Genomic DNA, 21,023 nt, shown 5'->3' with positions numbered 1-21,023 from the left:
GAGTAGCACACGAGTCGTGCCGCCGGTTCACGGCGGAGGCGGAAGCGCTCACAACCCGCGCAACCACTCGGCCATCCGTTCCGGGGTGACGTCGTTGATCCAGACCCCCATTCCCGACTCCGATCCGGCCAGGTACTTGAGTTTGTCCGCCGACCGCCGAACCGAGAACAGATCCAGGTGCAGCCAGCACAGCTCCCGGCCGGTGCGGACCGGAGCCTGCTGCCACGAGGCGATGTAGGGCATGGGGGTGTCGTAGAGCCGGTCCAGCACGCGCAGCACGTCCAGGTAGACCACGGCGAAGTCGTCGCGTTCCTCGTCGGTGAGCCCGGCCAGATCGGGGACGTGCCGTCGTGGGGCCAGCATCACCTGCACCGGCCACCGCGCCGCCGGGGGGACGAACACGGTCCAGTGCGTGGACTCGCGGATCACGCGTTCCCCGCTGGCGCGTTCCGCGGCGAGCATGTCCCCGAAGACGTTTCCGCCGTGCCGCCGCTCGTACTCCCGGGCGGTCCGCAGGTACTGGTCCGTCTTCGGCGTGACGAAGGGATAGCCGTAGATCTGCCCGTGCGGGTGATGCAGGGTCACCCCGATCTCCTCACCCCGGTTCTCGAAGCAGAAGACCTGTTCCACCCCCGGCGACTCGGCGAGCTCGGCGGTGCGATCGGCCCAGGCGTCCACCACGGTGCGGGCCTGCTCGCTGCTCAGCCCGGCGAAGGAACCGCTGTGTTCGGAGGTGAAACAGACCACCTCGCAGCGGCCCCGCGCGGGGGCACGCTCCACCGGGCCGGGTCCGTCCGTGGAGGGTTCCGGGGTGCCGGAGCCGGGGAAACGGGTGAAGGAGGGGAAACGGTTCTCGAAGACCACCACCTCGTAGTCGCTTTCCGGGATCTCGCTGAGCCGCCCGGGAGCGCTGGGACACAACGGGCACAGGTCGGCCGGAGGTCGGTGGGTACGGTCCTGGCGGTGGGCGGCCATCGCGACCCACTCGCCGGTCAACGGGTCCCGCCGCATCTCCGGGGGCCCCGGTTGTGGGGAGAGCTCCCGCAGGTCCTCGGCCCGCCTGGGAGGACTCGCCGGGTCGGCGTCGAAGTAGATGATCTCCCGTCCGTCCGCCAGTCGACGCGTCGTCCTCCTCACCGGTGCTCCTCCTCCGAGGGGGCCCGCCGGGAAGGACAGGAGGAAACGCCGTCCCCGTTTCCCGAACACGGCGCGATCCTCAGCTCGCGGACCCGTTCCTCCAGCGCGGTGCGCGCCTGCTCGGGGAGACCGTCGTCGGTGACCAGCACGTCGACCTCGTCGAGTCCGACGATGGTGGAGATCCCCACCGTGGACCACTTGGAGTGATCAGCGAGCACCACCAGACGGTTGGCGGCCCGCGCCAGGGCCCGGTTCGTTTCGCTCTCGTCCAGGTTGGGCGTGGTGAACCCCGCTCTGGTGCTCATGCCGTGCACCCCGAGGAAAACGAGATCCAGGTGCAGTGACTGCAGGGTCCGCACGGCCACCGGCCCCACGAGAGCGTCCGAGGGAGTGCGCACCCCGCCGGTGAGGATCACCGTGCGGTCGGTGCGTCCGCGCTGTTGCAGCACGTCGGCGATCCGCACCGAGTTCGTGACCACGGTCAGGTCCGCGACGTCGTCGAGGTGACGGGCCAGGGTCCACGTGGTCGTCCCGGCGGAGAGACCGAGGGCGGTCCCGGGGCGGACCATCTCGGAGGCCCGCAGCGCTATCGCCTTCTTCTCCTCCGGCAGGTACATCGACTTGGTCTCGAAGCCCGGTTCGTCGGTGCTGCGGTCGAGCACCGAGGTCGCCCCTCCGTAGACCTTCTCAACCGCACCACGGGCCGCCAGGGCGTCCAGGTCGCGGCGGATGGTCATGTCCGAGACGCCCAGCCGCTGAACCAGATCGCTCACCTGCACGGCACCGGTGCGGCGCACCTCGTCCAGTATCATCTCCTGGCGCTGACGTGCCAGCATCACTTCTCCAACCTGCCCGGACAACCGGGTTCACGATTCGGGACCGCCTCGGCCGGGTTTCGCCGCGAGCGCGGGTGTCCCGCTCCCCGAGCATGCTCCCCCAGCTCGATCACACACAAACACACCCGCAAATCCAACACAAAACAACAATACTCTACAACACTTTGAGGTTGACCGTGTGGGAAGGGAAGGTGCGGAGACAGCGCCTCACCCGGGCTCGGTCGACTCCCCCTCCGCGGACCGCCCCGGCCGGCCCGGCAGGTACATCGACAGCAGCGCTCCCCCCTCGGGGGCCTCCCCCACGCGAACGCTGCCGCCGTGTCGTTCGGCGACCTGCTTCACGATCGCCAGCCCCAGCCCGGAGCCACGCAGCGGTCGGGCCTCGGTGGAGCGGTAGAAACGTTCGAACACGTGGGGACGGTCCTCCTCGGGGATGCCCGGGCCGGCGTCGGCCACCTCCAGCACCCCGAACCCGGCGTCGTGCTGGCGGAACTCCACACGCACCGTCGCCCCGGCCGGACTCCACTTCGCCGCGTTGTCCAGCAGGTTGAGCACGGCCCGCTCCAGGGCCGTGGCGTCCCCCAGCAACGTCCACGGCCGCAGCCGCACGTCGAACTCCACCTCGGAAGCACGTCGACGCGCCCGGCTACAGGCCCGTTCGACGATGTCCACGAACTCCACTTCCTCGTGCACCGCGTTCGGAGCGTCCTCCCGCGCCAGCTCCACGAGATCGCCGACCAGCGCGGAAAGCTCGGTGAGCTGGGCCTGGACGTCGTCCAGCATCTCGGCGCGGTCCTCGTCGGACAACCTGGGGGTGCCCGGCTTGTCCGAGGCGATCAACAGTTCCAGGTTCGTGCGCAGCGAGGTCAACGGGGTGCGCAGCTCGTGTCCCGCGTCGGCCACCAGCCTGCGCTGTTGCTCCTGGGACTCGGCCAACGCCCCCAGCATCTTGTTGAAGCTCGTGGTCAGCCGGGCGAGTTCGTCGTCACCCCCGACCGGGATGGGACGCAGGTCCCCGGTACGGGCGACACGTTCCGTCGCCGCCGTCAGGCGTTGCACAGGACGCAGCGCCGGACGCGCCACGGCCGTTCCGGCCGCGGCCGCCAGCAGGATTCCCGCACCGCCGATGACGACCAGCACCACGCTCAGCTGCGCCAGGGTGTTCTTGGTCGGATCCAGGGACTGGGACATGACCAGCGCCAGGTCGTCCCCGGCCGGCAGGGCGATCACCCTGCTGTTGCTGGACTCGTCGGTACGCAGCGAGGAGGAGCTCGCCCCCCGGGCCACGGCGAGTTCCGCGCTACCCCAGGGTGGGGCCTTGCCCGGGCCGGTCACCGACTTGCCGTCCGCCGAGACCAGGCAGATCCGCAGGTTGGCGGCGGCGTAGAAGGCGGCGGGCACCGAACGCAGGTTGGGTTCCAGCACCTGGGGGCCGGAGACCGCCTGGCTCGCGCGTTCGTGGAGGTTGCGGTCGACCTGCTCGTAGAGGCTCTCCCGCACGGTGAGGAAGGCCCCCACCGACACCAGTGCCACCGTCGCCGCCACGCAGACGGCCGCCAGCAGAACCACTCTGCTGCGCAGGGACATGCGCTGCCACGTGCCGCCGTTGCCCTCGGAGGGCTGGACCTCGATCAGGTCGGGGGGTGGGGGTGCCGGTGTGGTCACGGCGGGGTCTCCCGAAGCACGTAGCCGACTCCACGGACGGTGTGGATCAACCGGGGTTCGCCCGCGGCCTCGGTCTTGCGGCGCAGATAACCGATGTAGACCTCGAGCGCGTTACCGGTGGTCGGGAAATCGTAGCCCCACACGTCCTCGAGGAGCCTGCTGCGGGTCAGCACCTGCTTCGGATGCCCCATCAGCAGTTCCAGCAGCGCGAACTCCGTGCGCGTCAGACTGATGCTGCGGTCCCCACGACGCACCTCCCGGGTGCCGGGATCCAGTTCCAGGTCGGCGAACCGCAGCGCGGCGGGGCCCTCCTCGTCCGCCTCCGGCGGGGAGGCCCTGCGCAGCAGGGCCCGCAACCGGGCGAGCAGCTCCTCGAGCGCGAAGGGCTTGGGCAGGTAGTCGTCGGCCCCGGCGTCCAGTCCCGCCACCCGGTCGGAGACCGCCTCACGGGCGGTGAGCACCAGGATCGGCAGGTCGTCGCCGGTGCCGCGCAGCTTGCGCGCGACCTCCAGGCCGTCCACTTTGGGCATCATGACGTCGAGAACCATGGCGTCCGGACGCGCCGTGGCCAGCGAGTCGAGGGCCTGCTGACCGTCCGAGGCCAGTTCGACCTGATAGCCGTTGAACTCGAGAGACCTTCGCAGTGACTCCCGGACGGCACGGTCGTCGTCGACGACGAGGATGCGCATGCCCCCAGTCTTACCCGAAGCCCTGAGAACAGGCTGAGAAGCGGACACGGCAGCCGAGCGGGCGGGCGGTCTATGATCAGCCTCACCCCCGCCGACGGCGGAGGGAAACGTGTGCGGGGTCATCCGAACCACGGGTCACTGGGAAACACGACCGGGAACACGGCAGGATGGCGAGGATGACAACGGCCGACCAATCACCACGGGCTCACCAACAGCGACCGATCTCCGACCTCTACGACGTGATCAACCGGCGTCGCGACGTGCGCTCCGAGTTCACCGGCGAGGAGATCCCCTCCGAGGTGCTCCGACGGATACTGGGTGCCGCCCACAGCGCCCCCAGTGTGGGACTGTCCCAGCCCTGGGACTTCGTCCTCGTGCGCGACGAGGCCACCAGGCGGGCCTTCCGGGAGCACGTACTGGCCGAGCGCAGCGTTTTCGCCGCGCAGCTCAGCGGTGAGCGCGCCACGACGTTCTCCAAGATCAAGGTCGAGGGGATCGTGGAGTCCTCGCTGGGAATCACGGTCACCTACGACCCCGACCGGGGATCGCCGGACGTGCTCGGGCGCCACGCCATCGCCGACGCGGGACTGTACTCGGTGTGTCTGGCCATCCAGAACCTGTGGCTGTCCGCCACCGCCGAGGGACTCGGAGTGGGCTGGGTCAGCTTCTACCGGGAGGACTTCCTGCGCAGGCTGCTGGACATTCCCTCCCGGGTACGGCCGGTCGCGTGGCTGTGCGTGGGGCCGGTCCGGGAGTTGGCGACGACCCCCGATCTGGAACGGCACGGCTGGCGCAAGCGTCTGAGCCTCGACGATGTTGTACACGACGGCAAGTACCGGCACGATTTCAGCCGGTAGCCTGATTCCGACGTCAGGTAGTGAACGCGGACTCCCCGGGGCCGAGCCGCGCCGGTTGGGACCGGTGACCTCCGCGGACTGGGAGTGCGAGGAACGCCGTGGAACAAGACGATCCGATGCTGTTGGGCCGGATACCCGAGCAGGACCGTCACGTGCGGCTGTTACTCGACTCGGGCCTGATCGAGCAGTGCGAGGCCGCCTTCGACGACTCCATAGCCAGCTCGCCGAACCTGGTCGGCGAGGAGTGGAGCCGGCCGGTGGTGCTCGTGCACCGTGCGATGCTCGCCTGGCGGCTGGGTCGCGTCTCGCTCGCGCTGGAACTGGCGGCCGACGCGTGGACCGAGCTGGACGCGGAGTGGCGGCACGACTCCTCCACCGCCCACGCCCTGAGCATGCTCGGCTACCTGCTGGAGGGGCACAGCACACCGGCGCTGGAGCTGCTCAGTCGGGCCGTGCGGATAGCCCGCGACTCCGGCGAACCCGACACCATCGCGCACTGCCTGCTCCGCGAGGGGACCACGCTGTTGGGACGGGTGCTGATGCACGGCTTCCCCGACGCGCGCTACCTGCACGAGAGCCTGGCGCGGTTCGACGAGGCGATCAGTCTCACCACCCACGGAGCGTTGCGCAGAAGAACCCTGGCCAGCAGCGCGCGAGCCCTCGTGGAGCTGGACGAGGTCGAGACGGCTCACGAACGCGTGACCGAGGCGCTGGCCGACTCCCGGCGCTGCGACGACCTGTTCGGGGAGGCCATCGCCAACTGGACCCTCTCCGAGGTGTACCGCCGCCGGGGGGAACTCGAACCGGCCAGGACCACGGCCAGCCGGGCACTGCACGGAGCCGAGCTGAGCAAGGACACCCTGCTGATAACACGGATCTCCACGGACCTGGGCGCCATCTGCCAGCAGCTCGGTGACCACGTGGGGGAGGCGACGGCGCTGCGTCGGGCGCTGCGCGCCTCCGGGGACACGGTGAACGTGCTGCGGGAGGGCCTGGCCCAGGCGTTGGAGCAGCGCCGTATCGCCATCCACGCCCAGCGCAAGGCGAGCGCGGCCGAGGCGACCGCCCTGCGGGACCCGCTGACCGGCCTGGCGAACCGGTTGGGACTGGAACGGTACGCCCCACGGCTCATCGAGCAGAGCGCCTCCCAGGGGCGTATCCCGTGGCTGTTGTTGCTGGACGTGGACTGGTTCAAGGACGTCAACGACCGGGCGGGGCACTCGATGGGGGACACGGTGTTGCGGGAGGTGGCGAGCCTGCTGCGCAACGAGTGTCGCGGCGAGGACCTGATCTGCCGGTGGGCGGGGGACGAGTTCGTGATCCTGCTCGTCGAGTCCTCGGGGGACGGGCGTGCGGCCGGGCCCGTCGTGGCCGAACGCATCAGGCGGGCCGTCGACCGGCACCACTGGAGACAGGTGCTGGGGGAGATCGAGCGGCCGCCGACCGTCAGCATCGGCGCGGCGGCGGGGCCCGCGAAGCTGGAGGAACTGTTCACCGCGGCCGACGTGGCGCTGTACCGGGCCAAACACGCCGGACGCAACAGGGTCGAGGTCAACGACTCCGACCACAGCGCTCCTCAGACCATCGAGTGAGTCCCGCTCGCTCGTTGGGATGATGGGGAGGTGTTCATGGCGGTGACCGCTCATCCCGGCTTCCCGGAGAACTCCCGCTCACATCCGGACGACCGCGTACAATCCTCCGGAAGCCGGAAGCCGGAAGCCGGAAGCCGGAAGCCGGAAGCCGGAAGCCGGAAGCCGGAAGCCGGAAGCCGGAAGCCGGAAGCCTCTGGGACACCGCTCCGGTGCGGCGGCGCGCCCTCGGGGTGGTGCGCACGCTGACCGCCCTGGACCGACTGACCGATGTCCTCACCGTGTTGGCCGACGACGTCCGGGTGGAAACCCGCTTCACCCGGGCGGGTGGTTCGGAGTTCGCCACCGACCTGTCCGGCCATTTCCGCCGCGCCGGGATGCGCGTGGTGCCGTGGTCGGAGGCGACCGGCCCCGGTTTCGACGTGGCGATCTCCCCCAGCGGCAACGGGGCGTTGCACGAGTTGCGCGCGCCGGTGCTGACGCTGTCCCACGGCGCTGGCCACCACAAGCACCTGCCCTCCGGGGAGGGGTTCACCCCCGAGGTGGCCGGGTTGGCGACGAGCCAGCTGGTGCACGAGGGCAGGGTCGTTCCGAGTGCGGTGTGTCTGTCCCATCCCGACCAGTTCGGGTTGCTGGCCCGCGAGTGCCCGCGGGCCGCTGACCGTGCCCGGGTCGTGGGCGATCCGTGTTTCGACCGGCTGCGGGCCAGTGTGCCCGCTCGGGACGCTTATCGGCGGCTGCTGGGCAGCGGGCGGCGGGAGCTGGTGCTGTTGGCTTCCACCTGGGGTCCGAACGCGTTGTTCGCCCGCAGGCCCACCCTGGCCGAGGACATGGTCGAGGCTCTTCCCGAACGGGACTACCAGGTGGCGCTGGTGCTGCACCCCAACGTCTGGGACCGGCACAGCCCCTGGCAGATCCGGGAGTGGACCGAACGGGCCAGACGGAAGGGACTGGTGCTGGTTCCGCCGGAACACGGCTGGAAGGCCACGCTGGTGGCCGCCGACGTCGTGGTCTCCGACCACGGTTCACTCGGCTTCTACGCCGCGGCACTGGGCACACGGCTGCTGTTGGCCGGATTCGGCCACGAGGAGGTGGTGCCGGGCACTCCTCGGGAGGAACTGGGCAGAAGGGCGGCGTACCTGTGTCGTGGCGTGGCGCTGGAGGAGCAGGTCCGACGGGCCGCGCCGGTGGACGACCACACCGGACTGGTGAAGTCGGCGTTCGCCCATCCGGGTGAGGCCGCTGCGGCGCTGCGCCGGGTCCTCTACGAGCTGCTCGACCTCGACGAGCCATCGTGGCGGGCGGTGGCTCGGCCGGTGGACCCCTTCGTGCCCGAGTAGGCCCGGGCCCGTCGAGTGATCAGGTGCCGGACCGTTCAGTCGAGCTCGGCACGGATCAGCCGAGCCCTGGGGCTGCCCGCGTGTTCGTAGATCGCCACGGCCTCGCGCAGGCACTGCTCGGCCCGGGCGGTTTCGCCCAGTTCGCGCAGGGAGAAGGCGAGCAGTTCGAACGGCTGGGCCAGGTCGAACAGCTGCTTCGCGTCGTCCTGGGCGGACTGGTGGGCGCTCAGCTCGCGGATCGCCGCGCCCAGTTCGCCGACGGCCTCCTCGTGGCGTCCCGCCCGCTGGTGGATCCTGCCCCGCGTGACCCGGATGCGGGCCGGGGTGCGCCGGTCGCCGGGGAAGTCCTTCAGCCGCGCGGAGGCGGTTTCCAGCAGCTCCAGAGCCGTGTCCTGGTCGCCGAGACCACTGTGGGCCTGGGCGGCGAAGTGTTCCACCAGGGCCGCTCCGCGTTGTTTGCCCAGTTCGTCGTTGATCTCCCACGAACGGGCGAGCGGCTCCAACGCCGAAGCGTACTCCTCCTGCTCCAGATACACCCGCCCGTGGAACTCGTGGGCGGAGGCGAGCACCTGGCGGTGCCCGGAGCGCACGGCGGTGTCGACGGCCTCGGCCGCCTGGTGGTGCGCCTCGGTGAAGCGGTGGCACTCGGTCAGCACCCGGGTGCGCAGGATACGCGTCCTCGCCCGGGAGAGGGGGTCACCCAGGCGGTCAGCGGCCTCGACAGCGGCTCCGAAGGCCCGCAGTGTCTCCTCGTAGTGCTTGTGGTGGTTGTGCAGTGTCCACAGTGGTCCATCGCAGAGAGCGAGCACCGTCCCGTCGTCGCCGCGCCGTTCGGCGTCGTGGATCAGCGCGACGATGTTGGGGAACTCGGTTTCCAACCAGCGCAGCGCGGTGTGTTTGGTGAAGGGGTTCCGCTCGCCGGCCACCAGGTCCTCGTCTCCGGCCACGCGGAGCCTGTTGGGTTCCATCACCGCCCGGTCGGCGTGGGCACCCATCCGGCGGTACCGGGTGACCAGGCGCCGATGGGCCGACTCGACGGTCCGCCGGTCGAGCGCGCTGGCGTGCTCGCCGGCGTGGACGCGCACCAGTTCGTGGAGGTGGAAACGTCCGGGTTCGGACTCCTGGACCAGGTTGGCCGCGTGCAGCTCGTACAACAGGTCCTCCGCCTCGGTGGGCGAGGTGTCCAGCAGGGCGGCGACCGTCGCGGTGTCGAACGTGCGGCAGGGGATCGCTCCGACCAGCCGGTAGAGTGCGGCCTGCTCGGCGGGCAGGTCGGTGACCGCGAGTTCGAGGGTGTCCCGTACCGCGGGGTTGTCGTGCAGGATCCGCAGCTTGTGGGCCGGGTCGGCGAGCCAGTCCGCGGCACGGCGCGGGGTCCAGTGCTTGAGTCGCCTGATCTTCCTGCCGACGAACTCCAACGCCAGGGGCATACGACCGCACAGGTCGACGAGCCGGTTCACGTCCGGGTCCTCAGCGTCGAGGCGCGTTCCGGTGATCCGGGTGAGCATCTCGACGGCGTGTTCCCAGGGGAGCGGCTCCAACTCGATCGAGGTCACTCCGTCGGAGGAGAATTCGTCGGCGCTGTGCTGGCTGGTGAACAGGATCAGGCTCTCCGGGGCGGAGATCCTGAGTTCCATCAGGTGGCGCGGGTGGACCAAGCCGTCGAAGACGAAGCCCATCCTGCGGTCGCGGGTGAGTTCGCGCAGCAGCGCGAGCGCCTCCTCCTCGGAGGCGGGCAGTTCACGTTCGACCGCGCCCATCTCCCGCAGGCACAGCCGTGCCAGCTCGGCGGGTCCCGTGAGGGCGCGGCCGTGACAGTCGACGTAGTAGAAGCCGTCCTCGAAGCGGTCCTGGATCTCCCAGGAGAAACGTCGGGCGAGCGTGCTCTTGCCCACGCCGCTGACACCGCAGATCGCGACGGCGATCGTGGTGGTTCCGCGTTCGTCCGCGGGGTGGTCGAGCGCGCTGTGCAGCCTGTCGTTGTCGGCGTCGCGGTCGACCAGCAACGCCGGTCCGGCGGGGAGGTTGCTCCCTCGGCGGGTGGGAGACTCCCGCCGGACATGGCCGCACTCCAGTATCAGCTGCTCGACGTTCGCCGCCTGCAGCACGTTGTGTGCCTCGCCGTGGTGTTCGTTGCTCATCGCCGCCCCGGGTCCGTTCTCGTGCACACGGTAGCGATCAGCTGACCACACGCGAAACCCGGCTTTCCGCTGGGACGATCGGCGCGTTCCGCCGTGGCCCCGGGCCGGTGTCCGAGCGCGCGCACCGAAGGGGTATCGTGTGGGTAGGCCGGTCGCACCGGCCCAACGACAAGCGAATGCCCTCGTAGCTCAGGGGATAGAGCACCGCTCTCCTAAAGCGGGTGTCGCAGGTTCGAATCCTGCCGAGGGCGCCCAGCAATCAGCCGGTTGACCTGCGACGGGATGCCAAATCGATCACCGTCGCTTGATCGTCGCCTCCCGGTTCGTGGGGCACATGTGGGGCGGATTTTTCGTCGTGCTCCATGGCTTCCCCCTTCAACGCCGCAGCTGCTGTTCCCCAACGGCCGGGAGTCCATCCCCGCATCCTCGGGTCATATCTTGCTGACCTGCGACCTTAGAGTGCTGTCCCGCTGTGGGAATCACTTGTGTTTCGGAAGTAGCAATGAGGTCATGCCCCTGTCCGGGTTGCCACCCCACACAGCTCGGGCGTTGTCCGGTCTGTGCTACTCGGTGACGGCTTCGCGGACCTGGTCGAGAGGGCCCAAGCGAGGGGTGGCCGGGAACGGGTGGTTCAGCTGGGGGCGTCGAGGACGTCGACGAAGGTGTGCCACACGGTCGCGGCGGTGCGTGGAGCCAGCAGGCTGTAGCAGTACAACGTGGCCGCGTCGGTACCGGCGGGGCCACGTCCCCACAGACTCCAGTCCAGCAGCCCGAGCTCGGGGCGGAGCAGGTTGGCCCAGTGCAGGTCGCCGTGGACGGTTTCCCAGTCGAGCACCGGGCGCCGGGCGCCGATCCGGTTGAGCCGTCCGGTGATCTCCGGCTCGGTCTTGTGTCTGTGGGAAAGTCTGCCAGAGTGTCGAGACTGCCGCGAAGTCGATGCCACCACGATTCCGGGAGGTCGAGTTCCTGCCGGAGCACGTTCTCGGCCGCGCAGGCCCTGCCAGACAGGTAGGTCACGAGTTCGGCACACAGCCTCACGACAAACCGCTGAGAAACCCCACGCGTGTGCGCGGGAATGCGTGGCCCGATTTTACCTAAAACCGGCCCACCACGGCCCATCCCCGCGTGTGCGGTGCGGGGAACACGGATCTCGGTCTCAGGACGCGTGCACAGTGGAGGAAGGCCACGCGTCGCCCTCGGCGAAGTGCGTGCCCCAGTAGAACGGGTTGAGCTCCCGGAGCGTGCGCACGCTCCAGCCGGACGCGGCTTCCGGATCCGCCACGCCCACCTGCACATCCGGCCCCCACAACGCGAGACGTTCTTGGCAGATCCCGCAAGGCGCGAGGACCGAGATCTCACTACTGCCTCCCCACCTACTGACGAACACCGAAGCGGTGAGCGAGACACCCAGTGTGTAGGCCTGACAGATCGCCCCGGTCTCCGCGCACAACGTGGCTGAAGCGTTGAGGTTGTCCAGACACACGCTGGTGAGGATCCGACCGTTCTCCAGATAGACCGCCGCAGCCGCGGCACGGTCCCGACGCCGCATCTGATCGACAGCCGCGTCCACGAGGTTCTGGTCCACGTTCATCCAGCCAGCCTAAACGCTTGGAGCACGAGCGAGACCCACGCGGGAGATTCGGCTCCGAAATCGTAACCCGGCGAAAACAGACGGCGTGGACAACAACGGAAACCTCGACCGCAGCGTCGCTGCGGTGCTTTCCCCAGTTCACCCCCACAGATCGACGACGAACATCCACTCCGACCCGTTGCACGCGCGAAGCAGTACTGCTCCTGCCAGGTGACAATCCCGGAGAGGCGTTGGTGTCGGTAACGCTGCGCTGCTAGCGTGTTCACCCCGAAAGCAGGATCCCGCCTGCGGACAGTACCGCTCTCGCGGTGACCGCGACAACGTGTGACCTCCTCCCCGAGCTGACAGGAGGAACGACCTTGGACGCGAGGAAAGTAAGGTACGTCAAGGCGTTTTCCGTCATCCCGGGCATAGTGCTCGTGGCGACCCGCGGAGGAGAACTGGTCCTCGGAGAGACCACGTGGGAAGTTCTCGTCGCCCTGTCCGCGGGAGTCCTCATGACACTGTTCGGAGCGCTCCACTGCGCGTACCTGTTCTCCGGCAAGCTCTCCGAATAACGCCTTCCTCGGACGCGACGACGTCCACCTCGCTCAGCCCCCTGGCCGGCCTCGTGAGCCCCGACAGGTTTATCGACCGTGCTGGGCATTGAGGTACTCGTGACACGAGGGAAGCGTGTTCAACAGGTACTTCTGCTCGTCACGAATCCTGTCGAAGACCCGGTCCACGGTTTCCACGGCTTCGGGCATGTGCCGAAGCTTCGGAAGCGGCTTGTCGGGAAGATAGCCCAGCCCGGCCAGCACCGAGTAGTAGTTGCTGTTGTTCCAGAAGTTGCGGAACTCCTCCTCGAAGTTCCCGTAGTAGACCTGCGCGTCGTCGGTGGCCGGAGCGTTGATCGCGAGACCGGCGTCGTAGCAGCGTATCTTCTCCCGCATCTCCTCTCCGAGCGCGATCTCCTTGTTGGCCCGCCAGAAGGGGGTGTCGGTGCGTGGGGAGCAGTGGAAGTGGGCCTGGATGAAGTCGCGGGTGTCATCGAACATCACCTCGATCTCGCGGTTGAACCGGTCGATGAGCACCTGGTCGAAGGACTTGTCGGGGAAGTGCTTCACGAGCTGGTACAGGGCGGCGTAGATGAAGTAGATTCCGGTGGATTCCAGGGGCTCGACGAAACACGACGAGGTCCCGATGCCCACGCAGTTGCGTACCCATGCGCGCCGGTTCCTGCCCACCCGGAACCGGATCCTGTTGAGCTGGTGCCGCTCGGGATCCAGCCCCCACAGAGCGCAGAAGTCGCGCACGGCCTCGTCCTCAGTGGCGAACGCGCTGGAGTAGACATAGCCGGTGCCGAAACGACCCGGCATGGGGATCTTCCAGGTCCACCCGGACGGCATCGCGATCGCCGAGGTGTAGGGCTCGACGCCGTGGGCGGAGTCGTCGTGCGGGACTGCCGTGGCCACGGCGCTGTCGTTGAGCAGGTGGTCGCTCATGTCCAGGAACGGTTCTTCCATCTCCTGGTTGATGAGCAGCCCACGGAAACCGGAGCAGTCCACGAACAGGTCCGCCTCCAGCGTACGGCCTTCGCCGGTCGTGACGGCGTCAATGAACCCGGAGGGTCGACGCCGCACGTGCTCCAGGCGGTCCTCGACGTGGTGGACCCCGAACCGCTCGGTGGCGACGCGTCGCAGGAAGTCGGCGACCAGGTGCGCGTCGAAATGCCAGGCGTAGTTCGTCGCCCGGGTGCCGTCCGCCCATCGCGGTGACTTCCGCGCCCGCATGACGGGTGGTTCCCTGTAGCAGGAGCGGTCGAAGGGCCTGGTGGTCCGCCCTCTCCACCGGCGGTCGAACCAGTAGTGCGACAGGGGAATTCCGTGGTGGTAGGGCAGGATCCCGAAACTGTGGTAGAACTCGTCCTCACCATCGTCGGATCCGCGCGGAACGGGCCGTCCGGGACCGGGAGTGCGCCAGTTGACGAATCTGATCGCCATTTTGTAACTGGCGTTGCATTCGCGCATCCACTCGTCCTCCTCGATGCCGAGGAAGTCGAAGAACGCGGTTTGCAGGTTGGGGATGGTCGCCTCCCCCACCCCGAGTGTCGGAATGTCCGGCGCTGCCACCAACGTGATGTGGACCGTGTCGCCGAGGGCCTTTTTCAGGTACGTGGCGGACATCCATCCGGCGGTGCCACCACCCAGGATCACGATGCTTTCGACGGAATCGTTCACGGTTTCCTCACTGCTCGACGGGTTCGGTGCGTTCCGAGCGTATTCGCACACCACCGCGATCGGTTCCGCGTCGTGCTCGCACACGGATTTCCCGCTCGGATCGGGGATGCGGTCTCCGTGATCACCCGTCACGGGTTGCGGCTCACCCAACCGTTCGGAGGGCCGTGCCCCCGCATACGCGCGATGTCCCGCGAGGGGACACGGCGCTGTGGTCGGGTTCGGATGTTCCGGGGAGGTCCTGGACGAACGGAGCAGCACGGCCCGTGTTACTCGGGAGGGGAAGCCGGCCAGCTCCGGAACTCGCGCATGCCGTGGAGTAACGGACTGTCGTCGTGCTCCTCGATCGCGTGGACGCGGCCGAAGATCACGTCGTGGTCGCCCATCGGCGTGGAGTCGCGGACCGAGCACACGGCGACGGTGAACGCGTCCTCACCCAGCAGCGGGACGTTCAGGATCCGGGAGTGGTGCCAGCTGAGGCGGCCGAAGCGGTCGGGGTGGTCTCCGGCGAACAGTCGGGCGGTCTCCCCCGCGCGCTCGTGGAGGAGGTTGACGGCGAAGGCACTGTGGTGGTGCACGGCGCGCGAGGTCCCGCTCTGACGGTTCAGGCACACGAGCACGGTCGGCGGTGACAGCGTGACGCTGGTCAGCGAGGTGCAGGTCATCCCGCGCGGTCGCCCGTGCTCGTCGATGGTGGTGACCACGGAGACCCCGGTGGGAAAACACCGCATCATGCCGCGGAACTCCTCCGCGGTGACGGTGGTGTGTGCCGGAACCACCGGAGGGGTCGCGGCGAGGTATTCGTGCGGTCGGAGCTGGGAGTGCGACATCCTTCGTCCCTCTGTCCTGGTCGGTGATCGTGCGGTTGGGACTGTCACTGTCACCGCTTCCGACCGGTGGTGGTCAGTCACGGGCGTGTCCCCAGTCGCGGGCCAGCTCGATCCGGGACCGTACGCCGAGTTTCCGGAAGATCTGCCGCAGGTGGAAGCCGATGGTGTGCGGTGACAGGAACATCTGTTTGGCCACTTGCCGGTTGGTGAGTCCCTGGGCGACGAGAGTGGCAACGGAGCTTTCGGTCTCGGTCAGACTGTCCCAGCCGTTCGCCGGGCGTTTGGTGCAGCGCCAGTGGCGGCGGCGGACTCCGAGCTGGCGTAGCCGGCGGCGCACGCGGGCGGCGTCCCGCTCGGCACCGTGAGAGTCGTAGTCCGCCAGCGCCTGGTCGAGGTACTCGACGGCCCTGGTCTCGTCGGTTCCCTCCCACAGGGCGGCCAGGTCCTCGGCTCGCACTCCGCGCGACCACGAGTCCGGGTACGGTTCGGCCCGTTCGAGGGTCTCGGGCTCGTGGTCGAGCACGGCCCGTACGTGGGCGGCAGCGGTCGCGAGCACGGGGAAACCGGGGTTGTCCTCGGCGAGACGCCGGCAGGCCGTGGCGACGGCGGTTCGGGCCCGCTCGTCGCCGAGGCGGGCGAGTCGCGCTCCGGCCACGGGTTCGGTGCTCAGCAGGGCTCGGCAGTGGGCGGGGTGGTCGAGGAGTGCGTGCACGGCCGTGTTGGCCGCTTCGGTGTCGTCGTGGGCCAGGGCCAGTTCGGCCCGCAGCCAGCGGTGTCTGGCTCGGACGACGGTGTCCGCCGGTGTTGACGTCTCCAGCCGCGTCAGGGTCTCGTTGGCACGCGCCAGCTCGCCCCTGCGGAGGGCGATCGTGGTGAGCGTGTCCCAGGCGAGCGCGTCGTGGACGGACAGGCCGACCTGGGCGGTCTTGGCCAGTCCTGTCTCCGCTTCGACGAGGGCCTGTCCGAGGCGGTCGGTGACCAGGGCGGTGCGCGCCTTCAGCAGGTGCGGAACCCCGGCGAGTGTGCGGGTTCCTCGACGGTCGATGTCGTGGTGCTGGGCGGTGACCAGCTCCTCGGCTTCTGCCGGATCGCCGAGGTGGACGAGCATGAGTACCAGCGGCAGGCGCGGGCACGTGTGCCAGAGCAGGTCTGGTGTGTGCCGGGCGAGTTCGGCGGCTTCACGGGCCAGGTGCAGTCCCGCGTGCAGTTCGCCCGCTTCCCAGTGCGCCTGCGCGCGGACCTGCATGGCGGTGACGCGCACGGTGGGCTCGGTGTCCGACGGGGAGTTCAGCAGTTCGTCGGCGCGCTTGGTCGCCGCGTCCCGGTCGCGGAAGAACTCCCGCTGCAACGCGCTGACGCGGAACTTTTCGAGGTGCTCGCCGGCTGTTCGCTCGTCGGGTTCCTCCTGGGCCTCGGTGGCGTGTCCGCCGAGCGTTTCGGCCACCGACAGGCAGTACCGGACCTCTGCCTCGGCGGACGGAGGCAGGGAACGTGTGAGCGCCGCACGCGCGGTCGAGACGGCCTCGGCGAGTGGTCCGGCTCTGGTCAGCGCGTCGACGGCCACGGTGGTCAGCTCCGTGTGCTCCGGGTCGCCGGACTGGGTGAGTTCCAGGCCGCACTGGGCCAGTTCCGCGGCGACGGCCGGTGACGAGGACAGCGCCTCGCGGGCGGCCCGCACCAGGACCCCGCGAGTGGTGGCCGTACCGTCGCGGCTCGTGCCCTGCAACAGGTGGATGGCGGCTTCGGTGACGGGGCCTCCATGAGCGAGGTGCGCGTCGGCCACCTGACGGTGCAGGGCAGTGCGCAACGGGGTGGGCAGTGACTCCAGCACGGACTGCCACAGCAGGTCACTGCGAAAGGCCAGCGCCTGGGCCGTGGTGACGAGCAGACCGCTGTCGAGCGCTTCCTGGACCTCGGTGATGATGCCGGCGGAGGGCTCGCCGAGCACCCCGGTGATGTCGTCGGGCCGGAACGTGGGGCCCAGCACCGCCGCCACCTGCAGTACCAGGCGGGTTCTGCGCGAGAGAGTTCCCAGTTGCTCTTCGACGAGGTTCAGGAACCGCCGCGGAAGCGCGGGGCGGACGGGCAGACCGTGCAGGCGCATCGCCAGTGCGCTGGTCCTGTCCTGCTCTCCGGACTCGGTGAGATGGGCGAGACCGTTTTCGGTGCGGATCTTGCCTTCGTCGAGATAACCGTTCACCAGTTCGGTGATGTTGCGCGGATTGCCGTCGAGAGCTTCCAGATGGCTCAGTAGGTCCCGCTCCGGTCGGGCCTGGCACAGCGCACGCGCGAGATCGGCGACCTCGGACGGCGACAGCGGTTCGATCGTCAGCCGGACGGTGTCCACGCTGCGTTCGAGGAGCTCGTAGAGTCGGCGTGTACTGCGCTCCTCCCGGTCGGTGCAGCGTGTCAGCATCCACACGACGGATTTGCCACGCAGCTGGCGGGGCAGGGTCCGTAGCGCCAGCATGCTGATCTGGTCGGCGAACTGGACGTCGTCGAGGCTGACGAGCAGTGGTTTTTGGGTGCTGAGGTGTTCGGCCACGGATCCGGCACGTTCGACCAGCAGCATGCGGGTGTGCGCGGCGTCGGTGCCGGCGAATCCGGGGGTGCTGGGAAGAGTCGTGTGTCCGAGTGCGCTGAACAGGGCGGGTGGGTATTCGATTCCCTCACAGGCGTGGTGGGCGACCTGGTATCCCTTCTCGGTCGCCAGTTCGCGTCCCCGGGTCAGCACGTGGGACTTTCCGGCTCCTCGAGCCCCTTCGAGCAGGACGACCCGGTGCTGCCGGTGCGTGAGGACGTCATCGAGCGTGTCCAGCGCACCGTGCTGCTCGCGCGGCCCGGAACGTGCCCCGACGGATCGGTGTTCGACTCCCGCGCCCGGTTCGGGACCGGAATGCTGTTTGCCGGTGGTGCTCTCCCGGTACGGTGAAGGTATTCTCCCCCAGGACAAGGACGACACCCCACTTTTTCCTCGTCGCACTCGGGCGATCTCCGCGATTTTCCACCACGGTATCGGCCGCATCTCGTCCGTGAACCCTGTTGACCAGGGTTCAACCGGACCGGGGCAGCACTTTCACGGAATCAGAGCAACAAAAAACGAAAAACATCTCGCCGGAATGCGCTAACACTCCTTTTTATTTGTCGAAAATTGTTCGCAGATTATCCTTCTTCTGTGTCCCGGTTCGGATAGCATGCTCAGACGCCTCGGGAGGACCGGCTTGCCGGGGTTGTGCGCAGCGGCAGAGTCGTCGGCCCGTGGAACACGAGGTCCTGGTTGTACACGACCGGGTCGGCGGTCCGACACAGTCCGGGAATCTCCGTCAACAACGCCGCGATCCCGATCTCCCCCTCCGCACGGGCAAGGGCGGCACCGAGACAGAAGTGGATTCCCATGCCGAAGCCGCAATGTCTGCCCGGCTCACGGTCGGGGTCGAGCACGTCGGGCTCGCCGAAGCGGGCCGGATCACGGTTGGCGGCCCCCAGCACGAGCACGACCTTGTCACCGCGGCGGATGTGCTCACCACCCAGCTCGTTGTCCCGGTACGCCCACCGCGAGATCATCTGCACGGGCCCGTCGAACCGGATGAACTCGTCGATCGCCTGCCTCACGGCCCGCGTGGAGTTCTCCAGCCGCGTGCGGAGTTCGGGACGTTCCAGCAGGGCCAGCACGGATTTGCTGATGAGATTCGTCGTGGTCTCGTGTCCCGCGGTGAGCATGTGAACGCAGGTCGCCGCGATCTCGTCGTCGCTCAACTCCTGACCGTCGTGCCGCGCGGCCACGAGCAGCGCGACGAGGTCGTCGTAGCCGGTGCGGCGGCGACGCCTGCGCACGTGGTCGAGGAAGTAGGCACGCAGCTCACCGGCGGCGGCGTCCGCGCGCCGATGGGCCTGTGCCCCGCGTGCGACCCGGGCGGTGCTGGCCTCCTGTAGTTCGAGGGCCTGTGCGCGGTACCAGTCCAGGTGCCGGCGGGGAACTCCCAGCAGCTCGGCGATCACCGCCAGGGGCAGCGGAGCGGAGAAGTCGGCGACCAGGTCGATGACCGGCTTGTCCCGCACGGTCGCGAGCAGTCCACGGGCGATCTCCTCGATCCGCGTGCGCAGCCTTCCCACCACACGCGGGGTGAACTCGCCGTTGAGGATCCGCCGCAACCGGGTGTGTTTCGGGGGGTCGAGGAACACCAGCCAGTTCCGCACCACCTCGTGCAGGGCGGTGTTGGCCGAGGGCAACGACGGTGCCACCCGCGGCCGCGCGGCCTCTCCCGCCGTGGCGTCGCGACCGTAGTCCCGGCAGGTGAGCACGTGTTCGGTTTCCGCGGCGGTGAACACGTACCAGACCGCGGACTCCCCCTCGGTGGACAGGCCCCTGTGGACAGGGGCGGACTCGCGGTAGCGCGCGTACACGGGATACGGGTCGGCCAGCGCGGCCGCGCTCCAGCCTGCCGGGCTGAACGGTGGTAGGCCCTTCGGGTTCACGAGACCACCTCCGCGTCCTCGTGGCGGGCGGGCACGGCTCCGCGCACCACGTCGACCAGACGCCCCGGGTCATCCGGTGGCCGTGCGCCCCTCCAGGCGACGTGCCCGTCGGGGCGCACGAGAACGTAGGGCAGTTCGTAGACCTCGGCGACCGCCTCACCTTCGCAGTACACGTCCCGCATCGGGACACCGCGGTCGGCGAAGGCGTCCCGCAGTCCCTCGATCCCGGCGGCGTCGGAGAAGTACAACAGGACGAACTCCCGACCGAACAGGTCGAGCGTCGACGTGCCGTCGGCGAGCCAGCGGTGCGGGGCTCGCGAGCCGGTGGTGGCACGTGGGCCGCCGACCCGCTCCTCCCCGGCGGGGTCGAGCGGATCGGTGGTGACGACCGGGGAGAAGTAGCGGAATCCGAGGTGGATGTGCGGCGCGTTGAACTCCCGGCCGACGTCGCTGTCCCGCAGGCGCTGGATCATCCGCTCGCGTGCTCGCCGGCCGGCCGGTGTGTCCTCGCGCAGCTCCGCGGGGATGTCGCGTTTCACGGTGCGGGCGAGGTTGACGTTGGCCTCCTCCAGACTTTCCACGGCCACGGGACGGCGTTCGTGCTCGTAGGAGTCCAGCAGGTGCGGCCCGGCCCATCCGGAGAGGACGGCGGCGAGCTTCCAGCCGAGGTCCGCGGCACCGCAGATTCCGGTGTTCATCCCGAACCCCCCGGAAGGGGACAGGGTGTGTGCCGCGTCGCCGACGAGGAAGACCCGACCCGCGCGGAAGGTCTCGGCGACCCGGTGGGTGAGGTGCCAACGGTTGTCCGAGAGCACCTCGATCGGTGTGTCGACGGCCACCGCCCGGTCGACCAGGTCCGGGGCGGGTTCGTGGGCTTCCGGGGTTCCGTCGACGCCGACGGTGAGGCGGTAGAGCCCCCGGCCGTCGATCGCCCGCATCGGGAAGCGCAGCGAGGAGGACAGCATGAGGAAGTAGAACAGCGCGTTGGACTCGCCGAGCCGGGCGTACAGCTCCGGTGCCCGGAAGAGGATGTTGCGGAAGACCCGGACGGGATACAGCCCCGGGGCGTCGATGCCGCACAGGGCACGCACCCGCGAGGAGGCTCCGTCGCAGCCGACCACGTACCGGGCGCGGATCGTGTGTTGGTGCCGACTGTCGTGGTCGGACACGGTCGCTGACACACCGTCCTCGTCCTGCTCGAAGGTCTCCAGCGAGCAGCGCAGCCACAACGGGCCGTGGGGGGCCTGGCCGAGCGCGCGGTTCAACAGGGGGGCCATCCAGTGCTGCGGACACACCGCCTCCGGTTCGGGAGCGTGCTCGTGGACGGGCCGATCGTCGACGGTGCCCCGCCGCAGGCGGTAGAGCTCGTACTCCCCGACGGCGGTCACCCAGGCCGCGTCCAGCGGATGGTCACCGGGCCATCCGGCGTTACGGATCGCCTCGGCGAGACCCCACCGCCGGAACAGCTCCATGGAGCGGGGCCCGACCGTGCCCACCTTCGGGTGAGACACGGTCCCGTCACCGGTCTCCACGAGCAGACAGTTCACCCCCCGGTACCTCAGGTCCAGGGCCAGTGCCATGCCCACCGGCCCCCCGCCGACGATCAGCACGTCGACCTCGCGGATCCTCTCGTGCATCTGGGGTCTCCTTTCCCTT

General features: G+C 69.0%; 16 protein-coding genes and 1 tRNA gene. 5 read left to right on the top strand and 12 right to left on the bottom strand.

The features are described 5' to 3' along the window. Nucleotides 1-48 precede the first annotated feature (48 nt). The 4 genes from galT to CEP50_RS06460 all read right to left on the bottom strand — a co-directional run bounded on the left by galT (nt 49) and on the right by CEP50_RS06460 (nt 4,327). Nucleotides 49-1,137, bottom strand: coding sequence for a galactose-1-phosphate uridylyltransferase (gene galT, locus CEP50_RS06475; RefSeq protein WP_106113022.1), 1,089 nt, complete (start codon nt 1,135-1,137; stop codon nt 49-51). Next, nucleotides 1,134-1,973, bottom strand: a complete 840-nt coding sequence (locus tag CEP50_RS06470; protein ID WP_106113021.1) for a DeoR/GlpR family DNA-binding transcription regulator — start codon at nt 1,971-1,973, stop codon at nt 1,134-1,136. The genes galT and CEP50_RS06470 overlap by 4 nt, the downstream gene beginning before the upstream one ends. A 207-nt stretch (nt 1,974-2,180) precedes the next feature. Beyond that, complete coding sequence (locus CEP50_RS06465; protein ID WP_106113020.1) at nt 2,181-3,638, bottom strand: sensor histidine kinase; 1,458 nt, start codon at nt 3,636-3,638, stop codon at nt 2,181-2,183. After that, complete coding sequence (locus CEP50_RS06460; protein ID WP_106113019.1) at nt 3,635-4,327, bottom strand: response regulator transcription factor; 693 nt, start codon at nt 4,325-4,327, stop codon at nt 3,635-3,637. The genes CEP50_RS06465 and CEP50_RS06460 overlap by 4 nt, the downstream gene beginning before the upstream one ends. Nucleotides 4,328-4,503: 176 nt before the next feature. Between CEP50_RS06460 and bluB the strand changes: the two genes are divergently transcribed. The 3 genes from bluB (at nt 4,504) to CEP50_RS06445 (ending at nt 8,113) form a co-directional block, all read left to right on the top strand. Beyond that, nucleotides 4,504-5,184, top strand: coding sequence for a 5,6-dimethylbenzimidazole synthase (gene bluB, locus CEP50_RS06455; protein WP_106113047.1), 681 nt, complete (start codon nt 4,504-4,506; stop codon nt 5,182-5,184). Nucleotides 5,185-5,282: 98 nt separating this feature from the next. Then, on the top strand, nt 5,283-6,776 hold the full coding sequence (locus CEP50_RS06450; protein ID WP_106113018.1) for a GGDEF domain-containing protein: 1,494 nt from the start codon (nt 5,283-5,285) through the stop codon (nt 6,774-6,776). 209 nt (nt 6,777-6,985) lie between these two features. Next, on the top strand, nt 6,986-8,113 hold the full coding sequence (locus CEP50_RS06445) for a hypothetical protein (RefSeq protein ID WP_106113017.1): 1,128 nt from the start codon (nt 6,986-6,988) through the stop codon (nt 8,111-8,113). 35 nt (nt 8,114-8,148) lie between these two features. On the opposite strand, the gene CEP50_RS06440 is transcribed toward CEP50_RS06445, so the two are convergent. Beyond that, on the bottom strand, nt 8,149-10,254 hold the full coding sequence (locus CEP50_RS06440; protein ID WP_106113016.1) for an ATP-binding protein: 2,106 nt from the start codon (nt 10,252-10,254) through the stop codon (nt 8,149-8,151). Nucleotides 10,255-10,432: 178 nt separating this feature from the next. Between CEP50_RS06440 and CEP50_RS06435 the strand changes: the two genes are divergently transcribed. After that, nucleotides 10,433-10,505: transfer RNA gene (locus CEP50_RS06435), tRNA-Arg, on the top strand. Nucleotides 10,506-10,885: 380 nt separating this feature from the next. Here CEP50_RS06435 and CEP50_RS19805 read toward each other — a convergent pair. Together CEP50_RS19805 and CEP50_RS06425 are read right to left on the bottom strand one after the other, a co-directional pair. Beyond that, the gene (locus CEP50_RS19805; protein ID WP_146134754.1) at nt 10,886-11,197 is read right to left on the bottom strand and encodes a phosphotransferase; all 312 of its coding nucleotides are present in this window, start codon (nt 11,195-11,197) and stop codon (nt 10,886-10,888) included. A gap of 213 nt (nt 11,198-11,410) precedes the next feature. Then, nucleotides 11,411-11,845, bottom strand: coding sequence for a cytidine deaminase (locus CEP50_RS06425; protein ID WP_106113015.1), 435 nt, complete (start codon nt 11,843-11,845; stop codon nt 11,411-11,413). A gap of 308 nt (nt 11,846-12,153) precedes the next feature. Between CEP50_RS06425 and CEP50_RS06420 the strand changes: the two genes are divergently transcribed. Beyond that, nucleotides 12,154-12,402: a hypothetical protein gene (locus CEP50_RS06420; RefSeq protein ID WP_146134753.1), complete on the top strand. Its 249-nt coding sequence runs from the start codon at nt 12,154-12,156 to the stop codon at nt 12,400-12,402. 69 nt (nt 12,403-12,471) lie between these two features. Here CEP50_RS06420 and CEP50_RS06415 read toward each other — a convergent pair whose 3' ends face one another. From CEP50_RS06415 to CEP50_RS06395, 5 genes are all read right to left on the bottom strand, one after another. Further along, entirely contained in the window at nt 12,472-14,064 is a 1,593-nt protein-coding gene (locus tag CEP50_RS06415; RefSeq protein WP_106113046.1) for a tryptophan halogenase family protein, read from the bottom strand. A gap of 266 nt (nt 14,065-14,330) precedes the next feature. Then, nucleotides 14,331-14,891, bottom strand: a complete 561-nt coding sequence (locus CEP50_RS06410; protein ID WP_106113013.1) for a flavin reductase family protein — start codon at nt 14,889-14,891, stop codon at nt 14,331-14,333. A gap of 73 nt (nt 14,892-14,964) precedes the next feature. After that, nucleotides 14,965-17,853: a helix-turn-helix transcriptional regulator gene (locus CEP50_RS06405; RefSeq protein ID WP_219905351.1), complete on the bottom strand. Its 2,889-nt coding sequence runs from the start codon at nt 17,851-17,853 to the stop codon at nt 14,965-14,967. 236 nt (nt 17,854-18,089) lie between these two features. After that, nucleotides 18,090-19,367: a cytochrome P450 gene (locus tag CEP50_RS06400; RefSeq protein WP_106113011.1), complete on the bottom strand. Its 1,278-nt coding sequence runs from the start codon at nt 19,365-19,367 to the stop codon at nt 18,090-18,092. Next, complete coding sequence (locus tag CEP50_RS06395) at nt 19,364-21,004, bottom strand: FAD-dependent monooxygenase (RefSeq protein WP_106113010.1); 1,641 nt, start codon at nt 21,002-21,004, stop codon at nt 19,364-19,366. The genes CEP50_RS06400 and CEP50_RS06395 overlap by 4 nt, the downstream gene beginning before the upstream one ends. Nucleotides 21,005-21,023 lie beyond the last annotated feature (19 nt).

Origin of the sequence: Actinopolyspora mortivallis, assembly GCF_003001495.1 — a bacterium.
GTDB classification, from domain to species: Bacteria; Actinomycetota; Actinomycetes; order Mycobacteriales; family Pseudonocardiaceae; genus Actinopolyspora; species Actinopolyspora mortivallis_A.
The sequence above is the reverse complement of the archived record's forward strand: the minus strand, read 5'-3'. Positions and strand labels throughout refer to the sequence as shown.

What these genes read in the sequence shown, in the direction of transcription:
- CEP50_RS06470 (WP_106113021.1), bottom strand. Translation starts at nt 1,973, where the DNA reads ATGCTGGCACGTCAGCGCCAGGAGATGATACTGGACGAGGTGCGCCGC.
- CEP50_RS06460 (WP_106113019.1), bottom strand. Translation starts at nt 4,327, where the DNA reads ATGCGCATCCTCGTCGTCGACGACGACCGTGCCGTCCGGGAGTCACTG.
- bluB (WP_106113047.1), top strand. Translation starts at nt 4,504, where the DNA reads ATGACAACGGCCGACCAATCACCACGGGCTCACCAACAGCGACCGATC.
- CEP50_RS06440 (WP_106113016.1), bottom strand. Translation starts at nt 10,254, where the DNA reads ATGAGCAACGAACACCACGGCGAGGCACACAACGTGCTGCAGGCGGCG.
- CEP50_RS06425 (WP_106113015.1), bottom strand. Translation starts at nt 11,845, where the DNA reads ATGAACGTGGACCAGAACCTCGTGGACGCGGCTGTCGATCAGATGCGG.
- CEP50_RS06410 (WP_106113013.1), bottom strand. Translation starts at nt 14,891, where the DNA reads ATGTCGCACTCCCAGCTCCGACCGCACGAATACCTCGCCGCGACCCCT.
- CEP50_RS06395 (WP_106113010.1), bottom strand. Translation starts at nt 21,004, where the DNA reads ATGCACGAGAGGATCCGCGAGGTCGACGTGCTGATCGTCGGCGGGGGG.